15 protein-coding genes are annotated in these 20606 nt (G+C 63.5%); 8 read left to right on the top strand and 7 right to left on the bottom strand.

Features of this window, described 5'->3' with window-relative positions; genetic code table 11:
- The first annotated feature begins 821 nt into the window (after positions 1-821).
- The gene (locus GC148_RS11975; RefSeq protein ID WP_366063770.1) at positions 822-2675 is read left to right on the top strand and encodes a HipA domain-containing protein; all 1854 of its coding nucleotides are present in this window, start codon (positions 822-824) and stop codon (positions 2673-2675) included.
- A gap of 446 nt (positions 2676-3121) precedes the next feature.
- Here GC148_RS11975 and GC148_RS15960 read toward each other — a convergent pair whose 3' ends face one another.
- On the bottom strand, positions 3122-3496 hold the full coding sequence (locus GC148_RS15960; RefSeq protein ID WP_366063778.1) for a helix-turn-helix domain-containing protein: 375 nt from the start codon (positions 3494-3496) through the stop codon (positions 3122-3124).
- Between the two features lie 775 nt (positions 3497-4271).
- Between GC148_RS15960 and GC148_RS11970 the strand changes: the two genes are divergently transcribed.
- Both GC148_RS11970 and GC148_RS11965 read left to right on the top strand, forming a co-directional pair.
- Positions 4272-4745, top strand: a complete 474-nt coding sequence (locus tag GC148_RS11970) for a hypothetical protein (RefSeq protein ID WP_291070993.1) — start codon at positions 4272-4274, stop codon at positions 4743-4745.
- An 85-nt stretch (positions 4746-4830) separates the two neighbouring features.
- Positions 4831-7551 carry a PAS domain-containing protein gene (locus GC148_RS11965; RefSeq protein ID WP_291070992.1) on the top strand — a complete coding sequence of 907 codons (2721 nt, stop codon included), beginning with the start codon at positions 4831-4833 and terminating at the stop codon, positions 7549-7551.
- Here the strand turns inward: GC148_RS11965 and GC148_RS11960 are convergent.
- From GC148_RS11960 to efp, 3 genes are all read right to left on the bottom strand, one after another.
- Positions 7533-8249, bottom strand: coding sequence for a response regulator transcription factor (locus tag GC148_RS11960; RefSeq protein WP_291070991.1), 717 nt, complete (start codon positions 8247-8249; stop codon positions 7533-7535). The genes GC148_RS11965 and GC148_RS11960 overlap by 19 nt on opposite strands.
- An 81-nt stretch (positions 8250-8330) precedes the next feature.
- On the bottom strand, positions 8331-8675 hold the full coding sequence (locus GC148_RS11955) for a PilZ domain-containing protein (RefSeq protein WP_291070990.1): 345 nt from the start codon (positions 8673-8675) through the stop codon (positions 8331-8333).
- Positions 8676-8921: 246 nt separating this feature from the next.
- The gene (gene efp, locus GC148_RS11950) at positions 8922-9494 is read right to left on the bottom strand and encodes an elongation factor P (RefSeq protein ID WP_291070989.1); all 573 of its coding nucleotides are present in this window, start codon (positions 9492-9494) and stop codon (positions 8922-8924) included.
- A gap of 75 nt (positions 9495-9569) precedes the next feature.
- On the opposite strand from efp, the gene epmA reads away from it, so the two are divergent.
- Both epmA and GC148_RS11940 read left to right on the top strand, forming a co-directional pair.
- On the top strand, positions 9570-10649 hold the full coding sequence (epmA, locus tag GC148_RS11945) for an EF-P lysine aminoacylase EpmA (protein WP_291070988.1): 1080 nt from the start codon (positions 9570-9572) through the stop codon (positions 10647-10649).
- Positions 10646-11686 carry a lysine-2,3-aminomutase-like protein gene (locus GC148_RS11940; RefSeq protein ID WP_291070987.1) on the top strand — a complete coding sequence of 347 codons (1041 nt, stop codon included), beginning with the start codon at positions 10646-10648 and terminating at the stop codon, positions 11684-11686. The genes epmA and GC148_RS11940 overlap by 4 nt, the downstream gene beginning before the upstream one ends.
- On the opposite strand, the gene GC148_RS11935 is transcribed toward GC148_RS11940, so the two are convergent.
- Positions 11668-12861, bottom strand: a complete 1194-nt coding sequence (locus tag GC148_RS11935) for a hypothetical protein (RefSeq protein ID WP_291070986.1) — start codon at positions 12859-12861, stop codon at positions 11668-11670. The two genes, GC148_RS11940 and GC148_RS11935, sit on opposite strands and share 19 nt — an antisense overlap.
- A 226-nt stretch (positions 12862-13087) precedes the next feature.
- On the opposite strand from GC148_RS11935, the gene GC148_RS11930 reads away from it, so the two are divergent.
- The 3 genes from GC148_RS11930 to GC148_RS11920 all read left to right on the top strand — a co-directional run bounded on the left by GC148_RS11930 (position 13088) and on the right by GC148_RS11920 (position 15701).
- Positions 13088-13978 (top strand): acyl-CoA desaturase, encoded by an 891-nt coding sequence (locus tag GC148_RS11930; protein ID WP_291070985.1) that lies wholly within the window; start codon positions 13088-13090, stop codon positions 13976-13978.
- 121 nt (positions 13979-14099) lie between these two features.
- Positions 14100-14783, top strand: a complete 684-nt coding sequence (locus tag GC148_RS11925; protein ID WP_291070984.1) for a vWA domain-containing protein — start codon at positions 14100-14102, stop codon at positions 14781-14783.
- Positions 14784-14945: 162 nt separating this feature from the next.
- A complete protein-coding gene (locus GC148_RS11920; RefSeq protein ID WP_291070983.1) occupies positions 14946-15701 on the top strand; it encodes a vWA domain-containing protein in 756 nt (251 codons plus the stop codon).
- Between the two features lie 106 nt (positions 15702-15807).
- On the opposite strand, the gene GC148_RS11915 is transcribed toward GC148_RS11920, so the two are convergent.
- Both GC148_RS11915 and GC148_RS11910 read right to left on the bottom strand, forming a co-directional pair.
- Positions 15808-19137: a S41 family peptidase gene (locus tag GC148_RS11915; protein ID WP_291070982.1), complete on the bottom strand. Its 3330-nt coding sequence runs from the start codon at positions 19135-19137 to the stop codon at positions 15808-15810.
- A 74-nt stretch (positions 19138-19211) separates the two neighbouring features.
- Positions 19212-20597, bottom strand: a complete 1386-nt coding sequence (locus tag GC148_RS11910) for a L,D-transpeptidase family protein (protein ID WP_291070981.1) — start codon at positions 20595-20597, stop codon at positions 19212-19214.
- Between the last annotated feature and the right edge of the window lie 9 nt (positions 20598-20606).

Genomic DNA, 20606 nt, shown 5'->3' with positions numbered 1-20606 from the left:
TCAAGAATAGCTCGGCGCAGAAGCCGAAATCGAAAAAGGAGAAGGCATCGTCTTGACCCGCAAATGAAACTCGAAAGATAGTCTAAAGGCGGGTCAGTTCTCGATGGAAACCCCGGGTCAGTTCTCAGCAGAAATCAACAGTTTTGCTTCTCGCCGCGCTGGGCTTGTTCGCTTGGGCCGCTTCCTTTTACACGGTCGGGATTGGTGGTCCGGGCTTGGTGTTTCTGCCGGTGGCAGGCGTTGCGTCCCTCTTGACGGGATCGGCCATGGTTCTGCGAGCGCTCCGTGCGCCTCTTGGTAAAGGCAACAGCATTAGTTAAGCCAGCGCAGCCTTCATGGATGACCGCTTCCGGCGATTTTCTTCCGGCTATAGCCTCGACTACGTCTGGCAACTTTTCTCCGAGTTTGCCGTTGGCACGCACACGGTTTGACATCGTAGGGGTCACAAGTTCGAACCTTGTACCGCCCGCCATTTTTTCTCAAGAAAAACAGTGACGTAGAAGTTTGACCCTTACTGTTTTGGGGCCGATTTTGATGGTAGCCAGCACCTGCCCAGCTACTTTCATCGGCTTTGGTCGGGAATAGTCGGTACTGCTGGGTCGTGGGACAGCGCAGAAAATGAGTTGCGAGGCGACCAGCCGCGCAGTCATTGCGCGACCATTCTCGCCAATCGTTGGGGTTGTGTCGCCCTGCCCCATTTAGGCGCGATAAGCGGGCTTCTCGGCTTCATCAGAATTATCTCGCATCTCAGATGCGCGATAATTCTTGTGCATGGGCCCAATTCGTGGGATTAACGCGCATCTGAGATGCGAGATAATTCTATGACACTTCATTTGGTCGGTGAAACAATTGATGCCAAAAGTGCGCATCAGCGCGCGCAGGCCGGTGAGTTGATCCAACTCGTGCGCGGGGTTTATGTCGATGACCAAGGGAACATCGAGGCCACCATCCTCGGCCATGCAGTCCGGATTGCGCACTATCTCTATCCCAACGCGTTTCTGTCATCAGCAAGCGCAGTGCTCCTTGCCCCAACGTCCGATGGCCGACTGTTCATCAGCGGCCGGCGCAACCAGCGTACGCGGCTGCGCACGCTCGAGATCATCCAGAATGAAGCGCCGAAACAACCATCGACGGCACTTGCGGTGATCGGCGACGAACTGGGAGAGCTGCGTATCCATGCCTCTTCGCCGCGCCAGCGCTTTCTCGAAGCTTTCCGATTACGCAGCGAACATGCGAGCGCTGTCACGACGGAGATGCGCGCGCAGATGGCAGCGCGTCTGGTGGACGAGTACGGCGACCCTCAAGCCGCAGCCGACGCCGTCTGGGTCCTGGCGCGTGAGAATGAATGGTACCGCGAAGGGGAGGGCGCTGAACGCTTCCTGCTGGCCGAGCGAGGGCCTGTGAAGGCGCCGGTAAACAAGGCGGCGCTTGATCTTCTCGTCGCCTGGCACGGCGAGGATCAGGGCCGGCTTACCCACGACGGATTTGAATGGCGCTGGAAGCCGGCGCGCTCGGCGGGACCTGCCGTGGTTCGCGAAACGACGCCAGGCAAGTTGCCGGCCTTCATTGAATCGCTGCTGCCCGAGGGCTGGCTGGCGCAGGTTCTCAAAGAGCGCGACGAACGCGAAGCGCTCCGCCGCGGACGACGGTACATGTCCAATATCACCATCGCCGAAGACCGCCGCCAACTGTCGGCGCTGCCTGCGGATATACTCACGACATCACTGGGGGAGTATAGCGATGCCGGACGCTTCACTGGCACCTATGCCGGTCCAGCGCGGGGCGAGATCGAGGAAACATTCGAGCAAAACCTCGCGCGAATCTTTGCGCGCGCAGAAACCCCCCGCCTGTCGGGCGTCCAGATCAAGGCGCCAATGAGTTTGATGCCCGATGGCACACTCGTTCCGGCCATCAATCAGCCCTTCACGCATATCCTCAAGCCGGCCGGCACGGCCGGCTTCGAAACCCTGCCAATCGTTGAGTGGTTTTGTCTTGAGCTCGGCCGCTCAGCCGGTTTCGAAGTGCCGGGTGCCGTGCTCCTGGAGATGCCGGGTGGCATGTCGCCAGCGCTCGTGATCGAGCGGTTCGATATTCGCCGCGGGCTGGCAGATCATCGGCGGTTGGCGATCGAGGATTTCTGCTCGATTCTGGACCTTCCGGCGTCTGCCAAATACGACGCAACGATCGAGCGGATGGCGCGCGGGCTGCGACCACTGTCCACAGATCCTGCCCGTGATCTCGATATCCTTTTCCGCCGCGCCGTGTTCGCCTGGCTCATCGCTGACGGCGACATGCACCTCAAGAACCTTGCATTGATCAAAATCGCCGAATTAGGTGACAAGGCTTTCACGAGCGTGCGCTTCGCGCCGCTCTACGACGCCGTCACCACGCGCGTCTTTCCGGGTTTGGGAGGCGATCGCATGGCGCTCAAGCTCAATGGCAAGGATGACCGTCTGACGCGCCAGGACTTCCTCGCGCTGGCGCGCACAATCGGCCTGTCCGCCGAGGGTGCTGAGACGGCGATCACAGAACTTACAGCGCGCGTGGCCCAACGGGCGCAATCGAGTCCTCTGTCTGAAATTGCCATTGAGGTCGAAGCCGCTCGAACGATCAAAGACAAGGTCATCGGTTTGGTTTTGGAGCGCTGCAGGGCGCTGGCAGCCGAGGGCCAGTAGTCTGCCCGATGGTACCGCTGAACGCGAACTCAAAGGTGGGCTCATGCTTGTTCTAGCCAGTGCAAGTCCGTATTTGGCGGCCTTGGCGCCCACACAACGGGCATGGTCAGTTCTATTCGGGATTGCTCAGCTTGGTGCGCGAGGCGACGAGCTCGTTCTGCGGGCAATTTTGGGAAAAATTGGACGTACCGGTCGCTAACATCTTCGCGGAACATTCACAGTGGGAGTGTTCGCGTTCCACGTAGTGTTAGAAACCGATGTGGATACCGATAATTATGGCGAGTGAATTGAAACACCATTGGCCCAGTTTTCGAGCGGAGAGTCTGTCGTGACGGTGAAAGCCGGTGCCTCCGATCGACCGAACACGTTTCAAAACTGCAAACTCCGCGTTCTCCACGATTGGATCCACCCGTTCGATCTTCATGCATGGGGCGAAAAGTGGATTTCTAGAACAGGGACTGCTGTCGATCCTCGCCATTTTTTGCCGCCTTCCGTAGACGAACCTTTTCAGCTGTTCGCTGGTAAGGCTGCTGTGGAGGTTTTGCGGATGCAGGTATTCGGGCGAGGGCGGTGGCTGCGTGAGGTGAACAAGTGCGTTCGCGGGGCAGAGGGCATGCCGGGGGCGGGCTTATCTGGCGCGCTATCAGGGTGCTGGACGCCTTGCGAGTATCAATGAACGCTAAGATGTCTGCATAGCGATATCTGACGGCCTTGCCCAACTTGAAGAAGGCGAGGCCAGGTTGGGAACCGTCTTCACGCCAAGCAGCAAGCGTGCAGGGCTGGAGGCCGAGCAGGGCTGCCGCATCCTGTGTACTGAGCATTTGGTTGGGATCGTTTATGGGCGTGGTCATGAGCATCAGAGCGAAGGTGTTTTCGTGGGGCAGTATGCACGTCCCGCAAAAGCGCGGAATCAAAATCTCCAAGTGCGCGCAAACGCCAAAGGTCGTGGGCGACCCGGGGCTCGCCTTGGCCTTTGCCCTCTAGCGGTTTCGATCCACGCCCCCGTGAAGGGGGCGACCGGCGCTTCCTCGATGGGCAAGACTCTGTCGCATCGTTAGCCGAAGTGGTCGCCAAAATTGAAGTCGGCTTGAAGATTCAGGGGTCTGAAGACTGGCAGCCTTACGCTCTGGAACTGGTCGAGGATGGGCTGAATGCTCTGCGAAAGCGGTTAGACTGAGCACCACAAATGCCAGGTGCTTGCTGCCGATACTGCGACGTGAGAGCGATTGTAACTGGGACGTCAAGACTGTTTCCAGAAAGGGGCAGTTGACGCGAAAACACCAGACTCAATCCAAAATTGTCCGGGGCAGACCTTCCTGGAAACCAAACGCAGCTATTGCGAATGCTAGGCGTCCACGCCAATCCGCTTATTGATCTTTAGAGTAAAAAGGTGCCCAGCTTCACCCTCGCCGGCGCGCCATTCTTCCGGAATTGTCGAGTTTCCGGCCTTTTGAGCCGCTCGGTAAGGCAGGCCGTTTCTGCAGGCGCTGCAACAGGTTCCGGAGTTTTATCTTTTAGACCCTGGCGCAACGCGATCCTAGGATCCGTCGTGCATGAGAGTGCTCGGAAGTCCCAACCCCTGCGAGGATCGAGCCGATGAAGCTGGCGCCCAGCCTACACGGTGAGCCCCCAGCGCTCGAATACATGACCGTGATGACCGTTGAAAAAGTCCTTCGCAAGGTCCGGGCGTTCGCGCGGCTGGTCATCGGCAACCGCGCCCAGGGCGACGAGCTGGTGGAAGATGCGCTGACGCTCTACCTGTCGACCGATCCAGATCCCGACCAGGCCGATGAATCCTATGCCTATCTGGTCCGGGCCGTCTGCCGCGTGCTGCGCACCTCAGGCGCCGTGCCGCGCTTGCCGATTGATCTCGACGCAGAATTCGCCCCGCTTCTGGGCTTGGCGCTCGATACCCGCGAGATTGCCGCGTTGCATCTCGGGGCGGGGCTCGGCGCAAACGACATCGCCCATCTGCTCGAGATTACCGCAGAAGAAACCACCGCCGGCCTTGATGCGGCCCGCGCCGCCCTTGGCGCCGTTGTGTTCGACTCGCAGATGCCGACCTACTGACGCCATTCCGGATGCGCCCGGCGCCAGGGCATGCTAGGCCTGTCCGGGTTGCCAATGCGGGGCACGGGCATCGGGTCTGCGAAACATGCAGGAACGCGAGATATTCTACCAACGGCATCCGGACCCGATGTGGATCCAGGATCCCGCGACCTTGCGTATACTGGACGCGAACGAGGCAGCTCTGGCAGCCTATGGCTATCCGCCCGGCGAATTCCTGGCGATGACGGCGATCGATCTGCTGCCGCCCGGGGATATCCCATACTTCCAGGACAGCTTGCGGGCGAGCCGGGCAGGGCGCAGCGAGCCCGCCGTATTCCGTCATCTGACGAAATCTGGCGAAGTCCTGTTCGTTCAGTCGGCCCTGCGCGCGGCAAACTGGAAAGGCCGTCCGGCAGAACTGGTTTCCGTGCGCGACATAAGCCGGCTGATCGCCTCAGAGCAGGCGCGCGAAGAATTGATGCTTAGTACGGCCGCGCGGCTGGCCGAGGCAGATCCGGACGCCTTGAAGCTTGCCGAGCAGAGTACGACGCTGCGCACGGCCCGGCGTCTCAGCCGGATGGGCATGTGGAAATACGAATTCTGGTCGGGCCGCATTTTTGCCTCTGCCGAGACCTGCGGGATCTACGGCGTAGCGGTCGACCCTGACGGAACTCCCTGGGAGGCTTTCCGGGTCAACGTCCCGCCGGTCGACCTGCCAGCGTTGAGCGAGACTTACAGGGCCTATGCAGCCGCCGCGGCCCCCGCTTTCGAGTTCAGCCACCGCGTGTTGCACCCGGACGGGCGGACGCTGCATGTGCGCGGTGTCGGCGAATTGACCCAAACCGTGCAAGGTCTCGCGCTGACGGGCGTGATCATGGATGTCACCCATGAGGTTGAACAGGACCGGCGCCTCAAGCTTCTGGACCTTTCCGTCCGCAGGCTGAACGACATGATCGTGATCTTCGAAGCAGGACACAGGGCGGTCGATCCGCATGCGCCCATCGTCTATGCCAACCCGGCCTTCTTCCAGGTCACAGGTCTCGAAATTGACGATGTGATCGGGCGGCCAGTCTCGCAGGTCTTGTTCTCGGCGGCGCCCAACGTACCGCTGGAAGTTTTCGAAAACAGCTTGTCGCGTGCGGTGTCGCTGCGCTCAGACCTGCAGCTGCGCACCCGCGACAGCCGGATGGTGCCGGCCGAGGTGGATATGGTGCCGGTGCAGGACGATGGCGGCGCGCCTGCGCATTGGGTGGCGATGATCCGCGACATGTCGGACAAGTTTGCCGCCGAAGAAAGGGCGCGCTCCAACGAGGCGCGTTACCAGATGCTTTCGCGGTCGACCCAGGACGTGGTGTGGGACTGGGATTTCGAAACCGGTCGTATTGATTGGAACGAGAATTTCCGAACGATCGCGGGGGACCCGGATGCGCTCCTGAAGGCCGCACCACCGTCTTCTTGGATAAACCGTCTGCACCCGGACGACCGTGAACGGGTCGTGGAAAGCTTCATCGCTGCCGCCGCGGGCGATGCGGAAAACTGGTCGGCCGAGTACCGTTTCATGCGCGACGATGGCGGCGTGCGCTTCGTGTTCGATCGCGGGTTCGTCTCGCGCAGCGAAACCGGCAAGGCCTTGCACATGGTCGGCAACATGGTGGACATCACCGACCAGAAAGTTGCGGAGATGCGCCTTGCGCAATCCGAGAAGCTCGAGGCACTTGGTCAGATCACGGGCGGGGTGGCGCATGATTTCAACAATTTGCTGGCCATAATTCTCGGCAATGCCGAGACGCTGCTTGACCGAACTGCCGAGGTGCGCGACCGGCGCCTGATCGAACTCATTTCTTCGGCGGCCGAACGTGGGCGTGATCTTACGGGGCGGCTTCTGGCTTTTTCGCGGCGCAGTCCCATCAAGCCCGTGTCTCTGGACCTCAATGGGGTGATCCTGCGCAGCGCCGAACTGTTCGGCCGGATCCTGCGAGCCAACATCCGTATCGAGATCGAGACGAGCGCGACCCCGGCGCGCATTGAAGCCGACCCTAGCCAGCTGGAGCTGGTGCTTTTGAATCTCGCGGTCAATGCCCGCGATGCGATGCTCAGTGGCGGCACTCTGCATCTATCGACGCAGGTTTCGGAAATGGACGGTCAGAAGGAGGTCGTGCTTGTTGTCGCTGACACCGGCACCGGCATGGACGCCGACACTCTGCGCCGGTGTCTTGAGCCATTCTACACGACCAAGGCGGTGGGCAAGGGTGTGGGTCTCGGGCTCAGCATGGCGTTCGGCTTCATGGCGCAGTCCGGCGGCCGGCTCGGCATCGAATCGCAGCCGGGGCAGGGCACACGCGTCACGTTGCATTTTCCCTACGTTGAAGAGACGGCTCCGGCGCCGGTGCAGGCCGAGCCGCTCGGCGCACCTGTCGCCGGCGGCGATGAGCATATTCTTCTGGTCGAGGACGATGCGGGCGTGCGCGCGCATGTGGAGGGGGTGTTGTCAGCGCTCGGCTACTCTATCACATCAAAGGTCAATGCCGATGAGGCGATTGCCTACCTCGAAGCCGGCGGCGAGGCTGATCTGTTGCTGACCGATCTCGTCATGCCGGGATCGGCCAGCGTCCTGACACTGGTGGATGTTGCCAGGTCACGCCTTCCGGACATCGCGGTTCTCTACTCTTCCGGCTATCCAAGGGAGTTGGTGGACCAGACCGGGCGCCTTCCGCCGGATATCGAATTCCTGCCCAAACCGTTTCGGCGGTCAGACCTTGCCACTCATTTGCGCAGATTGCTGGACCAACGCGCGGCCAATGCCGCAGCTCAGGAACCGGACGTGTGAACCATCATCCGGTAGCCGGCGCCGCGGGCCGTCTGGATCGTGTTTTCCGCATCGCTCTGCAGCTGCCCAAGTTTGCTCCGTAGGCGGCTGATATAGGTTTCGAGAACTTTCTCGCCCTCCTTGTGGGGGCGGCCGAAGGCCTTCAGGTAGAGTTCATCGCGCGAGACCACACGGCCTTTGGCGTCGACCAACGTGCCGAGCAGCTGGAATTCAGCATGCGTCAGCTCGGTCTGCGCGTCGCCGTACAGCAGTGCGCGGCGCGAACGGTCGAACGTCACGCCATTGATCTGGACCGGCGGCGCCTCAGCGGCGGCCCTCGGCCGGTTCCGGCGCACCAGTCGGGCGACGCGCGCGTGCAATTCCTTCACGCTTAGCGGCTTGAGCACATAATCGTCGATGCCCTGGTTGATCAGGTCGGCGCGGAATTCGGTCCCGCCCCATCCCGAAAGGACAAGGATCGGCACGTCGCTGATGCTGCGAATGTCACTGATGATCTGCGTGCCGGATGCATCCGGGAGTGTCATGTCGAGGATGACGCAATCGGTCGCGCCGAAGCCGCTGGAGAACAGCACCGGTTTGAAGTCCGCATAACGGGAATAGAAATCCACACGGTCGGTCTCGTCCGGCCAGCCGAGTTGGATGGTCTCTGCCAGTTCGGCATCGTCTTCTACGAGTATGATTTGCAATGTCAGCCTCATCAGCATTTTGCTGAAGTTTGTTGGGCCCACCTGACCGGTGCCTTACAGTCAGATGAGTGCGGAAATCAATGTTGCGGCTGCTCAAGCGCCGATCGGTTTGCGCCGAAGCCGGGGGGCTTCGAGGGGCAGGGTCATATTAGACATTGCGACGACCGTCAGGAATCGCGCGCCGACCTGGTCGCCGCGCTGCCAGACCTTTTCGCAGGCCTTGCGGTCCTTCTTGCCCGAGTTCGGGTTCGCAATGATCAGATCGAAATGGTCGGGCACCGCGAATGCCGAGCCGAGTTTCAGCCGGACGCCGGAATCGGACATATCCCGGATTATGACGTCGTAGCTGCTGCAATCAGAGTTGAACACAACCCTGGCGGCCTTCAGCGTGCGCAGGCGTGGCGCGGAGCGCGGCAGGATGGGCTTGGAGTCGGTCATCGCCGTCGTCGATGTTCTACCTTAATGGACCCACTTCTGATCCGTTTTCCACCACATGTTAATAATAGCACGGACTCGGTTAAGAAAGCCTCTCCAGCGCTGCAGATCTGCATGACTTGCAACAGAAAGCGGCCCGCACAAAAACAACCGGTGCTGGGCAAGCACCGGCTGGGTATGAGTTTCTCAGATGTCGAAGAACTAAGACTTCAGGGGGACTATGCGTGGGCTTCGCAAATGGTTCCCGCCTCAGTCCTTGGCGCGCTCCATGTAGCTGCCGTCTTCGGTGTTCACGATCACGCGTGTGCCGACGCCGATATGGGCGGGCACCATGATGCGGGCGCCATTGTCCAGCTTGGCGGGTTTGTAGGAGCCCGAAGCCGTCTGGCCTTTGACGACCGGTTCGGTTTCCACGATTTCGGCGGTGATACGGGCGGGCAGGGTGACCGAAACGGCCTCGCCGTTGAACATCTGCAGGATCACCGTCATGTTTTCCTGCAGGTAGTGGGCGCCGTCGCCGACCATCGCGGCCGGCACGGTGACCTGCTCGTAATTGGCCGAGTTCATGAAGACGTAGTTCTCGCCTTCCATGTAGAGATAGGTGTGGTCGACTTCCTCGACATAGGCCTTCTCGACCTTGTCGGACGTCTTGTAAGTATTGGAAATCTTGATGCCGTCCGAGATGCGGCGCATGTCGATCGTCGTGGTCGGCGTGCCTTTGCCCGGGCGGAAGGATTCCGCCTTGAGCACGACGTAGAGCTGACCGTCGGTGTGTTCGATGATGTTGCCTTTGCGGATATCCGCAGCGATTTCAACGGCCATGGGGCGTTCCTGAGTTGCGAGAGCGAAAGCGCCGCTATATACCGCCTCCGCGCCGTTTGGCCAGCCGTTGCGGCATTGGCCTGGTATGGTTTCGCCCCACTGGAGCAGCCCCTGACCCCCGACACCCCCACCTGGTGGTCGCCCGAGGCCCATGCCCGCCGCCGCGGCTATCTCGTCGCGCGCGGGGCCATCAAGGCGTCGCTGCGGGCCTGGTTCGCCTCGGAGGGCTTCACAGAAACCGAATGCGGCCAGCTCCAGGCCTCGCCGGGCAATGAGGCACATCTGCATGGCTTCGAAACGGACTTCATCGCCGAAAACGGGGCCCGCACGCCGCTTTACCTCAACACCTCGCCCGAATTCGCGATGAAGAAACTGATCGCAGCGGGCGAGACGCGCATCTTCGATTTTGCCCGCGCGTTCCGTAACCGGGAGACCGGCCTGCGCCATGCGCCGGAGTTCACGATGCTCGAATGGTACCGGGTAGGCGAAGGGATCGACACGGTAATGGCCGACAGCGCCGCGCTCGCGCGTGCCGCCGCTGAAGCCGCCGGCACAGGCATGCTCGCGTTCAGGGGCGCGGTCTGCGATCCGTTTGCCGCGCCCGAGGTGCTGACGCTGACCGACGCTTTCGCCCGCCATGCCGGCATCGACCTCGAGCCTGTGCTGACCGACGCGGCCGGTCTCGCTGCCGCAGCCCGCAAGGAAGGGGTCGAAACCGCGCCCGGCGCCAGCTGGACCGATGTCTTCTCGGCCGTTCTGGTCACGCGGATCGAGCCACAACTGGGGCAGGGGCGGCTCACAATCCTGCACCGCTACCCGATCTGCGAGGCGGCGCTCTCCCGTCCGTATCCTGAAGACCCGCGCTTCGCCGAACGCTTCGAGCTATATGCCTGCGGCATCGAACTCGCGAACGGCTACCGCGAGCTGACGGATGCCGCCACGCTTCGCGCGCGTCAGATCGCCGAGATGGACCTCAAACAGCAGGTCTATGGCGAGCGTTATCCCTTGGACGAAGACTTCATCGCCGCCGTTGCCGCCATGCCCGAGGCCAGCGGCGTCGCGCTCGGCTTTGACCGGCTGGTCATGCTGGCGGCCCACGCCTCGCAGATTTCCGATGTCATCTGGACGCCCGTTCCGCTAGGAGCGCGCCCATGACCACCATTACACTCCGCTCCGTCGCAGACCTTGCCGAAGCCGGCCTCGTGGGTGAGGCGCAGGTGGCGCGCCTCGCCGATGTGGGCGTCGCCTATGCCATCGCCCTGCCGCAGCCATTGGCCGCCCTGATCGATCCGGCGGACGCGTCCGATCCCATCGCTCGCCAATATGTTCCGTCGCCGGAAGAGCTGGAGATTCAGCCCGGAGAGTCCGCCGATCCCATCGGCGATGCGCGCCATTCGCCCGTACCCGGCCTCGTTCACCGCTACCGCGACCGCGTGCTGATCAAGGCCGCCTCGACCTGTCCGGTCTATTGCCGCTTCTGCTTCCGCCGCGAAATGGTCGGCCCCGAGAAAGGTGAAGCGCTCACGAAGACGGATCTCGATGCCATCTTCGCTTATATCGAAGGCCAGCCGGAGATTTTCGAAGTCATCCTCACGGGCGGCGATCCGCTGATGCTGTCGGCCGCCCGCGCGCGGGAGATCACCCGCCGCCTCGAAGCCATTGATCATGTGAAACTGATCCGCTGGCACACGCGTATGCCTGTCACCCGGCCGGACCGGATCACACCGGCCTATGCCGAGGCGCTGTCGAGCCAGACCAAGGCGGTCTTCCTCGCCGTGCACGCCAACCACGCGCGCGAGTTCAAGCCGGACGCGGTCGCTGCCTGCCGCCGTCTCGCGTCGCAGGGCATCGCACTCGTCTCGCAGTCCGTCCTGCTGCGCGGGGTGAATGACAGCGTCGAAGCACTGGGCGACCTGATGCGGGCCTTCCTCTCCGCCGGCATCAAGCCTTATTACCTGCACCAGCTCGACGCGGCGCCCGGCACCGCGCATTTCCGAGTGCCGGTGGAGGAGGGCCAGCGCCTCGTGCGGGCCTTGCGCGACAATGCCTCCGGCCTCGCTGTGCCGCATTATGTGATCGACATTCCGGGCGGCGTCTCCAAGGCCTCGCTGGCCTTGTCGGACATCGAGCGCCGCGACGACCGATGGGCCGTGCGGGGCCGTGACGGCGAAATCTATCCGTTGGCGGACTGATCCGGCCGCCGCCGCGTGAGGATCAGCAGCGCGACGAGGCCGATCGACGTCGCCTGGCTCGAAAAGAGTTCAAGCAGCACCGCAAACAACCAGCTCGGCAGTGATGCACGTTGCTCGGCCTGCAGCAGGATGTTGCCGCTGCCCTGGCCCAGCAGTTCGGCGTTCGCCGCTTCGATCTTGGCGTTCAGCTCGTCGCGGCGTTTGGCAAGGCCGAGCTCGTTCTGCGCATCCCGGTAGGGCTTCTGCTCGGTGCGCCCCACACGTTCGACCTCGGCGATATAGGCTTCGAGCCCTTCCGCCGAGCGCGTCTCCGGCGGGATGCCCTCCAGTTGCCGGCGCCAATCGGCGACCTGCGCCTCAAGAACTTCCCGGTTCGTCGCCGCGCTCGACACTTCGGCCGCTGCCGAGAGATTGTTGGAATGGATGTAGATTTCCGTTCCGAGGATCGAGGCGCCGGCCCCGATCAGGGCGAAGATCAGTGAGCGCAGGCTTTCCCAGCGCCGGCGGTTGGCCGCGTGCCAGTAGACAAAGGTGAACCCGCCGAAGGAGACGATGGCGGCGATGATGCCCGCCGCGCCCCAGATACGCCCCTGCGCCGGATCGGCGACCGTCGAGGCAAAGGCATTGTAATTGGCAAAGCCCGACAGGCCGGCCGCCATCAGTCCGGCGATCAGGAACACCAGCGCCAGCACGATCACGATCAGCTTCTCGCCCGCGCCCCGGCGCCGTTCGGCCCGCGCCGCACGGATTTCCGCCAGCCGGATCTCCCGCGCCGCCTTGATCTCTTCGGGGGAGGGCAGCTTGTCGGTGAGCAGCGCGACCTGCGGTTCGGTCTTAAGCACCGGATTGGTCGCCCGCACGGCCACCGTATAGCTCGCATCGATTGGAGCAGGCGGCGGCGTCTCGTCCTCATCGGGCAGGCGCACCGCCACCAGGCTCCGCCCGGCCTCGATGCGCCGGATCAATTCGCCGAAGCTGCCCGCCTCGCCATCCAGCGCACAACGAAACCGTGCCGCCTGCAGGTCCAGCTGCAGGTTATTGTCACCCGACGCGATACAGTCCTCGTGCAGCGGGCATGCCACGCGCACGTCGGACAGGTCCTGACTGACCTCATCGTCAAGGTGCAGAAGCCGGGCCACATCCCGGATTTCCCTCAGGCGACGCTCATCACTCATCTTGGCCCCAGCTCCTCGTGTCCCCATCTAGTCGAAACAGGCGGGCCCCGTCACCGCCCGCTAAACGCGTTCGATCACGCTTGCAGGATCGGGCCAGTAACGCCGCTTTTTGCACTTGGACCACCGCGCTTGAGGTCTTAATCAAGTATTAAGGGGCGGGGGCTGAGAGTTTCCCGTAATACAGAGCCAATCCGGCGACCGGATGGAAGAAAAGGACTGGACATCAATGACACCGCGCTCGCTCGCGATTCCGAAGACTTGGAAAACTTTCGACATCCCGAGCTTTTTCTCCGCGTTTGGCTATCCCGTGCTCGGGGTCGCCCTGTTCGTCACAATGGTCCTTCTCGGCATCTTCGTCAGCTCGCTCACCTTCCACTGGTGGTATGTGCCGCTGGCGATCGGAGTCATCGCCTTCTCGGTCTTCTGGTGCAACATGGGCATCGGCCCGCTGCACCGGATCCTGCAGCACCGTGCCGGCGAGCTGGCGCCGCCTGCCCAGGTTCTGGCCATGATCAACCTGATGATAGCCATGCAGGGCCGCGTCCGCGACTGGGTGAACTATCACTCACAACACCACCGTTTCGCCGATCAGCCGGGTGACCCGCATAACCCCTTCGAGTCCAAGCGCTGGGCCTGGGTCGGCTGGATCCTGTTCCGCGACAAGAAGGACACCGAGCGCGACTGGCCGCTGTGGCTGAAGAAGCATCCGATCATCATATGGATGGACCGCTTCTATAACGAGCTCAGCCTCGTCATCCATTTCGTCATCCCGGCCATCATCTACCTGATCGTCTGGGCCTGCGGCGGCTCGCTCGTGCTGACGGCGCTGCTGCATGCCAGCGTCATCATCGGCCGCGCGATCCAGTTCCACGCCACCGTCTATGGCATCAACGTGCTCGGCCACCTCAAGACGCCTGCCTGGGCCGACCACCTGATGGCCCTGCTGACCGGCGGCGAGGCTTTCCACGACCACCACCATGACCAGCCGCAAAGCGCGCTGCACCGTCCGCGCAAGGGCGTCTGGAACCGGATTGTGGACTATAACGGCACCGTGCTGCTTTTCCTCGAGAAGATCGGCTGGGTCCGCAACCTGAAGATCGCACCGCAGTTCGCCTGAGGCGGGCAGCGCCCACTTCGCACCTGCAGCATCGAATTATGGGAAGCGCCCCCTTTAACCGGGTGGGCGCTTTACCATTTGCAGTGTCCGGGCGTGGGGGCGCATCGACGGAGGAACACCCATGAACGATACAAACCCCAACGCGACCCCCGCGGCCCAGACGCACGCCTATATCCTCCTCGACCGGACCGGTTCCATGGGGTCCATCTGGGCCGAGGCGCTGGGCTCCGTGAACGCCTATGTCGAGGCGCTGACCAAGCCGGCGGACGGCGCCAAGCCCTCTGAAAACGACCAGGTGACCCTGGCGGTCTTCGACCATCATGGCGGTCTTCAATTCGACGTGCTGCGGCGCGGCGTGAAGGCGGTCGAGTGGAAGAAGGTGACCGATGCCGAGGCGAGCCCGCGCGGCATGACCCCACTGTTCGACTCTATCGTCCGCATCGTGGCGCTGGCCGAAGCCGACCAGCCCGCCCGCGCCGTCATCGTGGTGATGACCGATGGCCACGAGAACGCCTCGAAAGAGGTCAACAAGGACGGCGCCAAGGCGGCGCTCGACCGCGTGCGGGCCAGGGGCTGGGAAGTCGTCTTTCTCGGTGCCGAATTCGGCCAGTTCATGGACGCCGAGGCGATGGGCGTCGGTGGCAGCAAATCGATGGCCATGGCCTCGGGCAGCTTCGATGCCTCCATGCGCAAGCTTGCCTCCAAGAGCCGCCGCTATTTCGAGGAGGCCGCCGCCATGGACTTCAACGAAGAGGACCGCAAGGAAGCCGGCGAGAACGACGTCATCCGCCGCAAGAGCAAATGATCCGTTCCCGGATTGCGCGAGTCTGAACAGTTGTTCACCAGAAACCGGGGCCGCCATGCAAATGGCGGCCCTTTTCCTTTGCCTTGACGGATTCGCGACACAGACGTGCCGCATTCACGGCGCAGCTTTCCCTCACCGCACACTTGGGAAGGGACGCAGACCATGAAGTTCACCAGATCACTCCTCGCCATTGCCGCCGGTTTCGCGCTCGCCGCCACCGCGCAGGCAAAGATCCTGCCGCAACCGCAAAAGACCGACACGGTCCAGTCCTACATCCTGCTCGACCGCACCGGGTCGATGGCAGACATCTGGGACGAAGCGCTCACCTCGGTGAACGCCTATGCCGACAGCTTCGCCGCCGACGCCCCGGGCGCCGAGATCGCCGGCGCCGACATCAAGACCGCCGTCACCCTCGCCGTCTTCGACCACCAGGACGGCATGCAGTTCGACGTGTTGCGCGACAAGGTCGACCCTGCCCATTGGAGCAAGGTCACCAATGACGAGGCCAACCCGCGCGGCATGACCCCCCTCTATGACGCCATCGGCCGCATCATCAGCCGCGCCGAAGCCGACGCGCCGGAAAAAGCCGTCATCGTCATCATGACCGATGGCCTTGAGAACTCGTCCAGCGAGCTCACCAAACAGGGCGCCAAGGCCGCGCTCGACCGCGCCCGCGCCAAAGGCTGGGAGGTCGTCTTCCTCGGCGCCGAATTCGCGAGCTTCTCGGATGCCGAAGCCGTCGGCATGGCCGCCTCGAAAACCATGGCCGTTGGCCAGGGCCAGATGCGTGAATCGATGGACAACCTTGCCCAGAAAGCCCGCGCCTATGGCAAGGGCGCCGCACCGGAAATCGAATTCAACGCCGAAGACCGTGCGTTGGCTGACGAAGAAGCCGTCAAGCAGCGCCAGGGTCAGTAACCCCTCCTGTCCGACTCCGCCGCTTCCCTCGGCAAAGACACACCGGACAAGCGAAAGCCCGCTCTCACGAGCGGGCTTTCTGATTCTGCGGGGCTGAAAGGTCCGCCTACTTCACATCCTGTCCCGGTTCGCCCAGTGGGGGCAGGGGGCGGGGCGTGAAGCGCGCCACCGGCTCTTCGGCAATCTTGCCTTCCAGATAGCTGAGCGCCCGCGCGAGCTGCGCATCCTCGCCCAGATAGGCTGCGCGCGGCGGCGTATCGACTTCGATATCCGGCGCAACGCCATTTCCTTCCAGCAGCCACCGCCCGTCAGCGCCGTACTGGGCAAATTCGGCCACGCGCGCCTGACCGCCATCGACCAGCGGATTGCGGTCCGACAGCCATATACCTGCGCCGGCCGTCCGTGTACCGATCAACGGCGCCAGTTCCAACGCCTTGACGCCGGCCGAGAAAGTCTCGCCGTCCGAATAGGTCCCCTCATTGATCAGCACGGCGAGGTGGCCCTTGAACGTCTGCTGCATGTTGCTGTTGCCGCCGGTGCCGTCCGGGCCCGGCCAATAGGCCCAAACCTTGCGCAGCAGCGTGCCGATGATCCAGCTGTCGATATTGCCGCCGCGATTACCGCGCACATCGATGATCAGGCCGTCCTTGTCATAGTGCTCGTAGAAATCGCGGGCAAAACTTGCCACATCGGCCGCGCCCATCGCGCGAAGGTGCAGATAGCCGATCTTGCCACCGGACGCCTTCGCCACCGCCTCGCGGTTCTTCTGCACCCAGTCGGCATAGAGCAGCTGGCTCTCGGTGCGCCGGGGGGCCGGCACAACGATCTCGCTGCGCTTGGCCGCGCCGCGCAACAGGTCAAGACGCACCTGCTGGTCCGCCTTCATCGTCAAGGCGTCCATTAATTCGTCGCGTGAAGCGACCGCCTTGCCGTCGACTGCTGTGACCACATCGCCCGGTTTCACGTCCACGCCCGGTTTCAGCAACGGACCCAGCGTGTCTGGCCGGTCCGTCTCGCCCGACAGGATCGACACAATCTTCACGCCGCCGGGCGCCGCTTCATACGTCGCGCCCAGGAAGCCCGGCTGACCGCTCTCGTCGTCCACCGGGGTCTCGCCCGGACGGATCTGGCTGTGCAGGATGCCGAGCTCGGCCGACATCTGTCCCAGAAGATCATCAAGTTCGCCGCGGTAGCCGAGACGATCCGCAAGCGGAACGAAATGGTCACGCACACCGTCCCAGTTCACACCGCGCAGCTTCGGGTCATAGGCGAAGTCGCGGTGCAGGCGCCAGGCATCCAGAGTCATCTGCCGCCACTCGTCGTGCGGATCGATGGCCGGGCGCCAGTCCGCGAGGCGCACGAGATTGCTCGACGGGTCTTCCGGGAAGTCCGCCTTCGGATCAAGGATCAGGAACTTCGCCTCCGATCCTTCTCCCGTCAGCACGAACAGCTTGCTGCCATCCGTCGACAGGCCGAACGTCTGAACACCCTTGGCATAGTCGGCCACTTCCGGCTTCTCGGCCTTGATCTCCAACCGCTTCAGCGCGGGCGGGCTGTCATTGCCGGTGCTTTCCAGCAGGAACAGGTGCGTTGCATTCGCGGCAAGCGAGACATAGTCACCGGCCCGCGCGGGCACTTCCCACAGCCGCGCCTGAACCCCGTTCAGGTCGACCTTTGCCTGCGTCTCTGGCTTTTCCTCTTCAGGGGCGTCCTTCGCCTTCTTGTCCTTCTTGCCAGCTTTTGCGGTCTTGGCCTCCTCGGCGGCTGCCTTCGCGGCAGCAGCCTCCGCCGTCAGCTCGTCCGGCATCTCGAACGGAAAGTCCGCCGCCGGATCAAGCTGCAGCGCATAGAGCTTGCCGCGGGCACCGAAGGAGGGGCCCATGTTTCGATCGCCCCAGGGCGCGCCGGGTGTCGGCGTGAAACTGCGGTTGGACAGGAAATAGAGCCACGCCCCATCCGCCGAGAAGGCCGGCGCCGAGGATTCATACTTCCCGGTCGTCAGAACGGTGCGCGTGCGCGATTTCGTGTCGAAAAGGATCACCTGCGGCATGTCGCGCACATCATAGCCGGTATAGGCGAGGTATCGTCCGTCAGCGGACCAGGTGAATTCCTGGAAGGCATCGTCCGCGCTGCTGGCAGTCTTGTCGATCTCGGTGCTCTTGCCGGTTGCAGTATCCAGCTCCATCAGCTTGCCGCGCTTGGTCGTGTAGAGCAGCGTGTTGCCCTTGGGCGCCGGGAACAGCCGCCAGATATAATCCCGCGCGCCTTGCGTCAGCGCCTTGCCTTCGCCGCGCCCGTCCGCCGGGAAGGCCCAGATCTCGCCGAAGTTTCCGCCGTCGATGATCGCGTAGACGGCCTTGCCGTCGCCGCCCATCGCCGCAGAGCGCGCCCGCGCGCCAGCCGGAATGGCATATTCCACGCGCCGGCGCTGGCCCGTGAAGGCCGTCACGAACCGGCCGCGCGCCGTCACCGAAACGGACTCGCCGGACGGCGCCAGCCGCGCATCGGAAAGAAAATCCAGCGGCGATTCCAGCCAGCGCTCCCGCTTGGAATCGCTGTCGCTGGTCAGCGTCAGGGCAAGCTTTGCGGTCGTGCCTGAGGCGATGTCATAGCTGTAGAGGTCCGCGCCGCTCTGATAGGCGATCTTGCCGTCCTTCAGGTAAGGCGTGCGCATCTGCCATCCGGTCGACTGCGTATGCTGCACCGGATCCTTGCCTATCTCGTCCACCGACCAGATATTGTCCGTACCCGACTTGTCGCTGACGAAGTAGATGCGCCCGTTCCAGGCCATCGGGCTGCGGATCGGCGCGCCGAAATCTGCTGCCAGCCGCACGGCCTCGGCGTCGCTGCCCAGCGTGTAGCGCCACAGCTGCGCCATCCGCCCGCCGCGATAGTGCACGGCATTGTCCGAGAACATCGACAGGCCATAGCGCGTGAAGACCAGCGTCTTGCCATCCGCCAGCAATGTCGCCTGGTCGGCGCCGTCCAGCGGGATCGCCTCGGTCTTCAGCGTCTCGCGGTCGATGCTGCGCAGCTGGCGCGGAATGGTGCCCGGCAGGTTGGTCGTGCGGTAGAGCACATGCGAATTGTCGAGCCATCCGCGCACGGTCACGCCGCCGCCTTCATGCGTCAGGCGCACCGGAGCGCCGCCGGCCACCGGCATCACATAGACCTCGCTGGGCCCGTCATAACTTGCGTCGAAGGCGATCCACTTGCCGTCCGGCGAGATCACGGGGTTGCTTTCGGTCTCTTCATGCGTCGTCAGGCGCACTGCCGTTCCGCCGCTCGCTGGCGCGCGCCAAAGATCGCCCTCGCTGGCAAACACCAGCGCGTCGTCTCCCAGTGCGGGCGTCTGGTAATAGCCGAGCGTCTGCGCGCTCGCGCCCGCCGCCACACCCCAGACCGCCACTGCCAGCGCCAAAGCCGAAATACGCATATCAGACCCCTGATTTCATTGAAGCCGGCACCTTATTCCGGCGAAGCCGGGATGCAACCCGGGGCGGCTGCGGCCTAGCCGTCTTCGCGGCAGCTGTCCGGTACGAGGCCTGCCAGCGTGCTTTGGGGGGCGGGGCCGTGCGCCGGGGAGGGCATCGGGGCGGCCAGTGCCTCGAGCACCGCGCCGTCGCGGCCATAGACGTCCGGCGCATAGGTCACCGTGCCTTCGGCGTCCGGGAAGGCGGTGAGGTAGACAATATGGATCGGCATCGCCGCCACGAGGTTCGCGCGCGTCTCGGCGCCGGTCGCGATCGCCGCGTCGATCTCCGCCTGTCCCCAGCCGGGCGTCCCCTCCAGCACCCATCCGGCGAGCCCCACCGGGTCCTGTACCCGGATACATCCGGAGGAGAAGGTCCGCGCCGTTTGCGCGAACAGGGCGCGCTCGGGCGTGTCGTGCAGATAGACCGCATACGGATTAGGGAAGATGAACTTCACCCGGCCTAGTGCATTGGCCGGCCCCGGAGCCTGCCGGATGTGGTAGGGAAAGCCGGAGGCGGACACCTTGTTCCAGTCGATGGCAGAGGCGTCGACGGCGTTTCCGGCCCGGTCATAGATGCGATAACCCATCCGCGATATGGCGCGGGGGTCGCGGCGGAATTGGGCCAGCTTGTCCTTGCGCGCGATGCTGTCGGGAACATCCCACCACGGATTGAACACGACGTATTCAATGGCGTCTGAAAACTCCGGAGTCTGACGGCTCAGCTGTCCGAAAATCGCGGCCCGGCGGGAGGTCTCCGCCCCCTCCGTCAATGAAACCACCTCGAAGGTCGGAATGTTCGCCATCACCTGACGCCCCGCCGTCTCGTGCGGCAACCAGCGCAGCCGTTCGAGGCCTGCGCGCAGGCTGGCGATCCTTGCGTCCGCGTCCGCCAGCGCGCCGGCATCCGTCATCCCGGTTTGCGCCGCCTGCTGCCGGGCGAGTTCATCCTTCAGCGCCGCATAGAGCGGCAAGGCCGGGGCGAGCGCGTCCAGCGCCGCGCGATAGTCGGCCGCCGCAGACTCCGGCGGCAGGCTGCCGGGCAGCGCGGCGAGGCTCGCATCCGCCTGCAGGCGCGGCGTCATCGTCGCCGGATCGACTGCGCCGAACCGCAGATGCGTGGCCGCAAGCCGCCAGGCCGCCGCCGCATCGATCCCGGCATAATTCTCAGGGTCCAGTCCGTGGGCGGACAGCAGGTCCAGCGACTGGCGCATGGCTTCGGGGTCGTGCACCGCAGCGGCCACCGGCGGGCAGTCGGCCGCGCCTTCCGGCGCCTCGGCTACCGGGCAGTCAGGCGGCGGCGCTACCAATTGCGCCGGGCTGGAACATCCGGCGATCAGGGCCAGCAACAGTCCGCCGGCCAGCCGTGCAGCCCAGCCCCCGGCAGCGCGGCGCGGATCAGATCGAAAAAGGGTCAGGGGCATCGGCGCGCT

It is taken from the genome of Hyphomonas sp., assembly GCF_016125515.1.
Taxonomy (GTDB): Bacteria; Pseudomonadota; Alphaproteobacteria; order Caulobacterales; family Hyphomonadaceae; genus Hyphomonas.
This window is presented reverse-complemented; position numbering and strand designations above follow the sequence as displayed.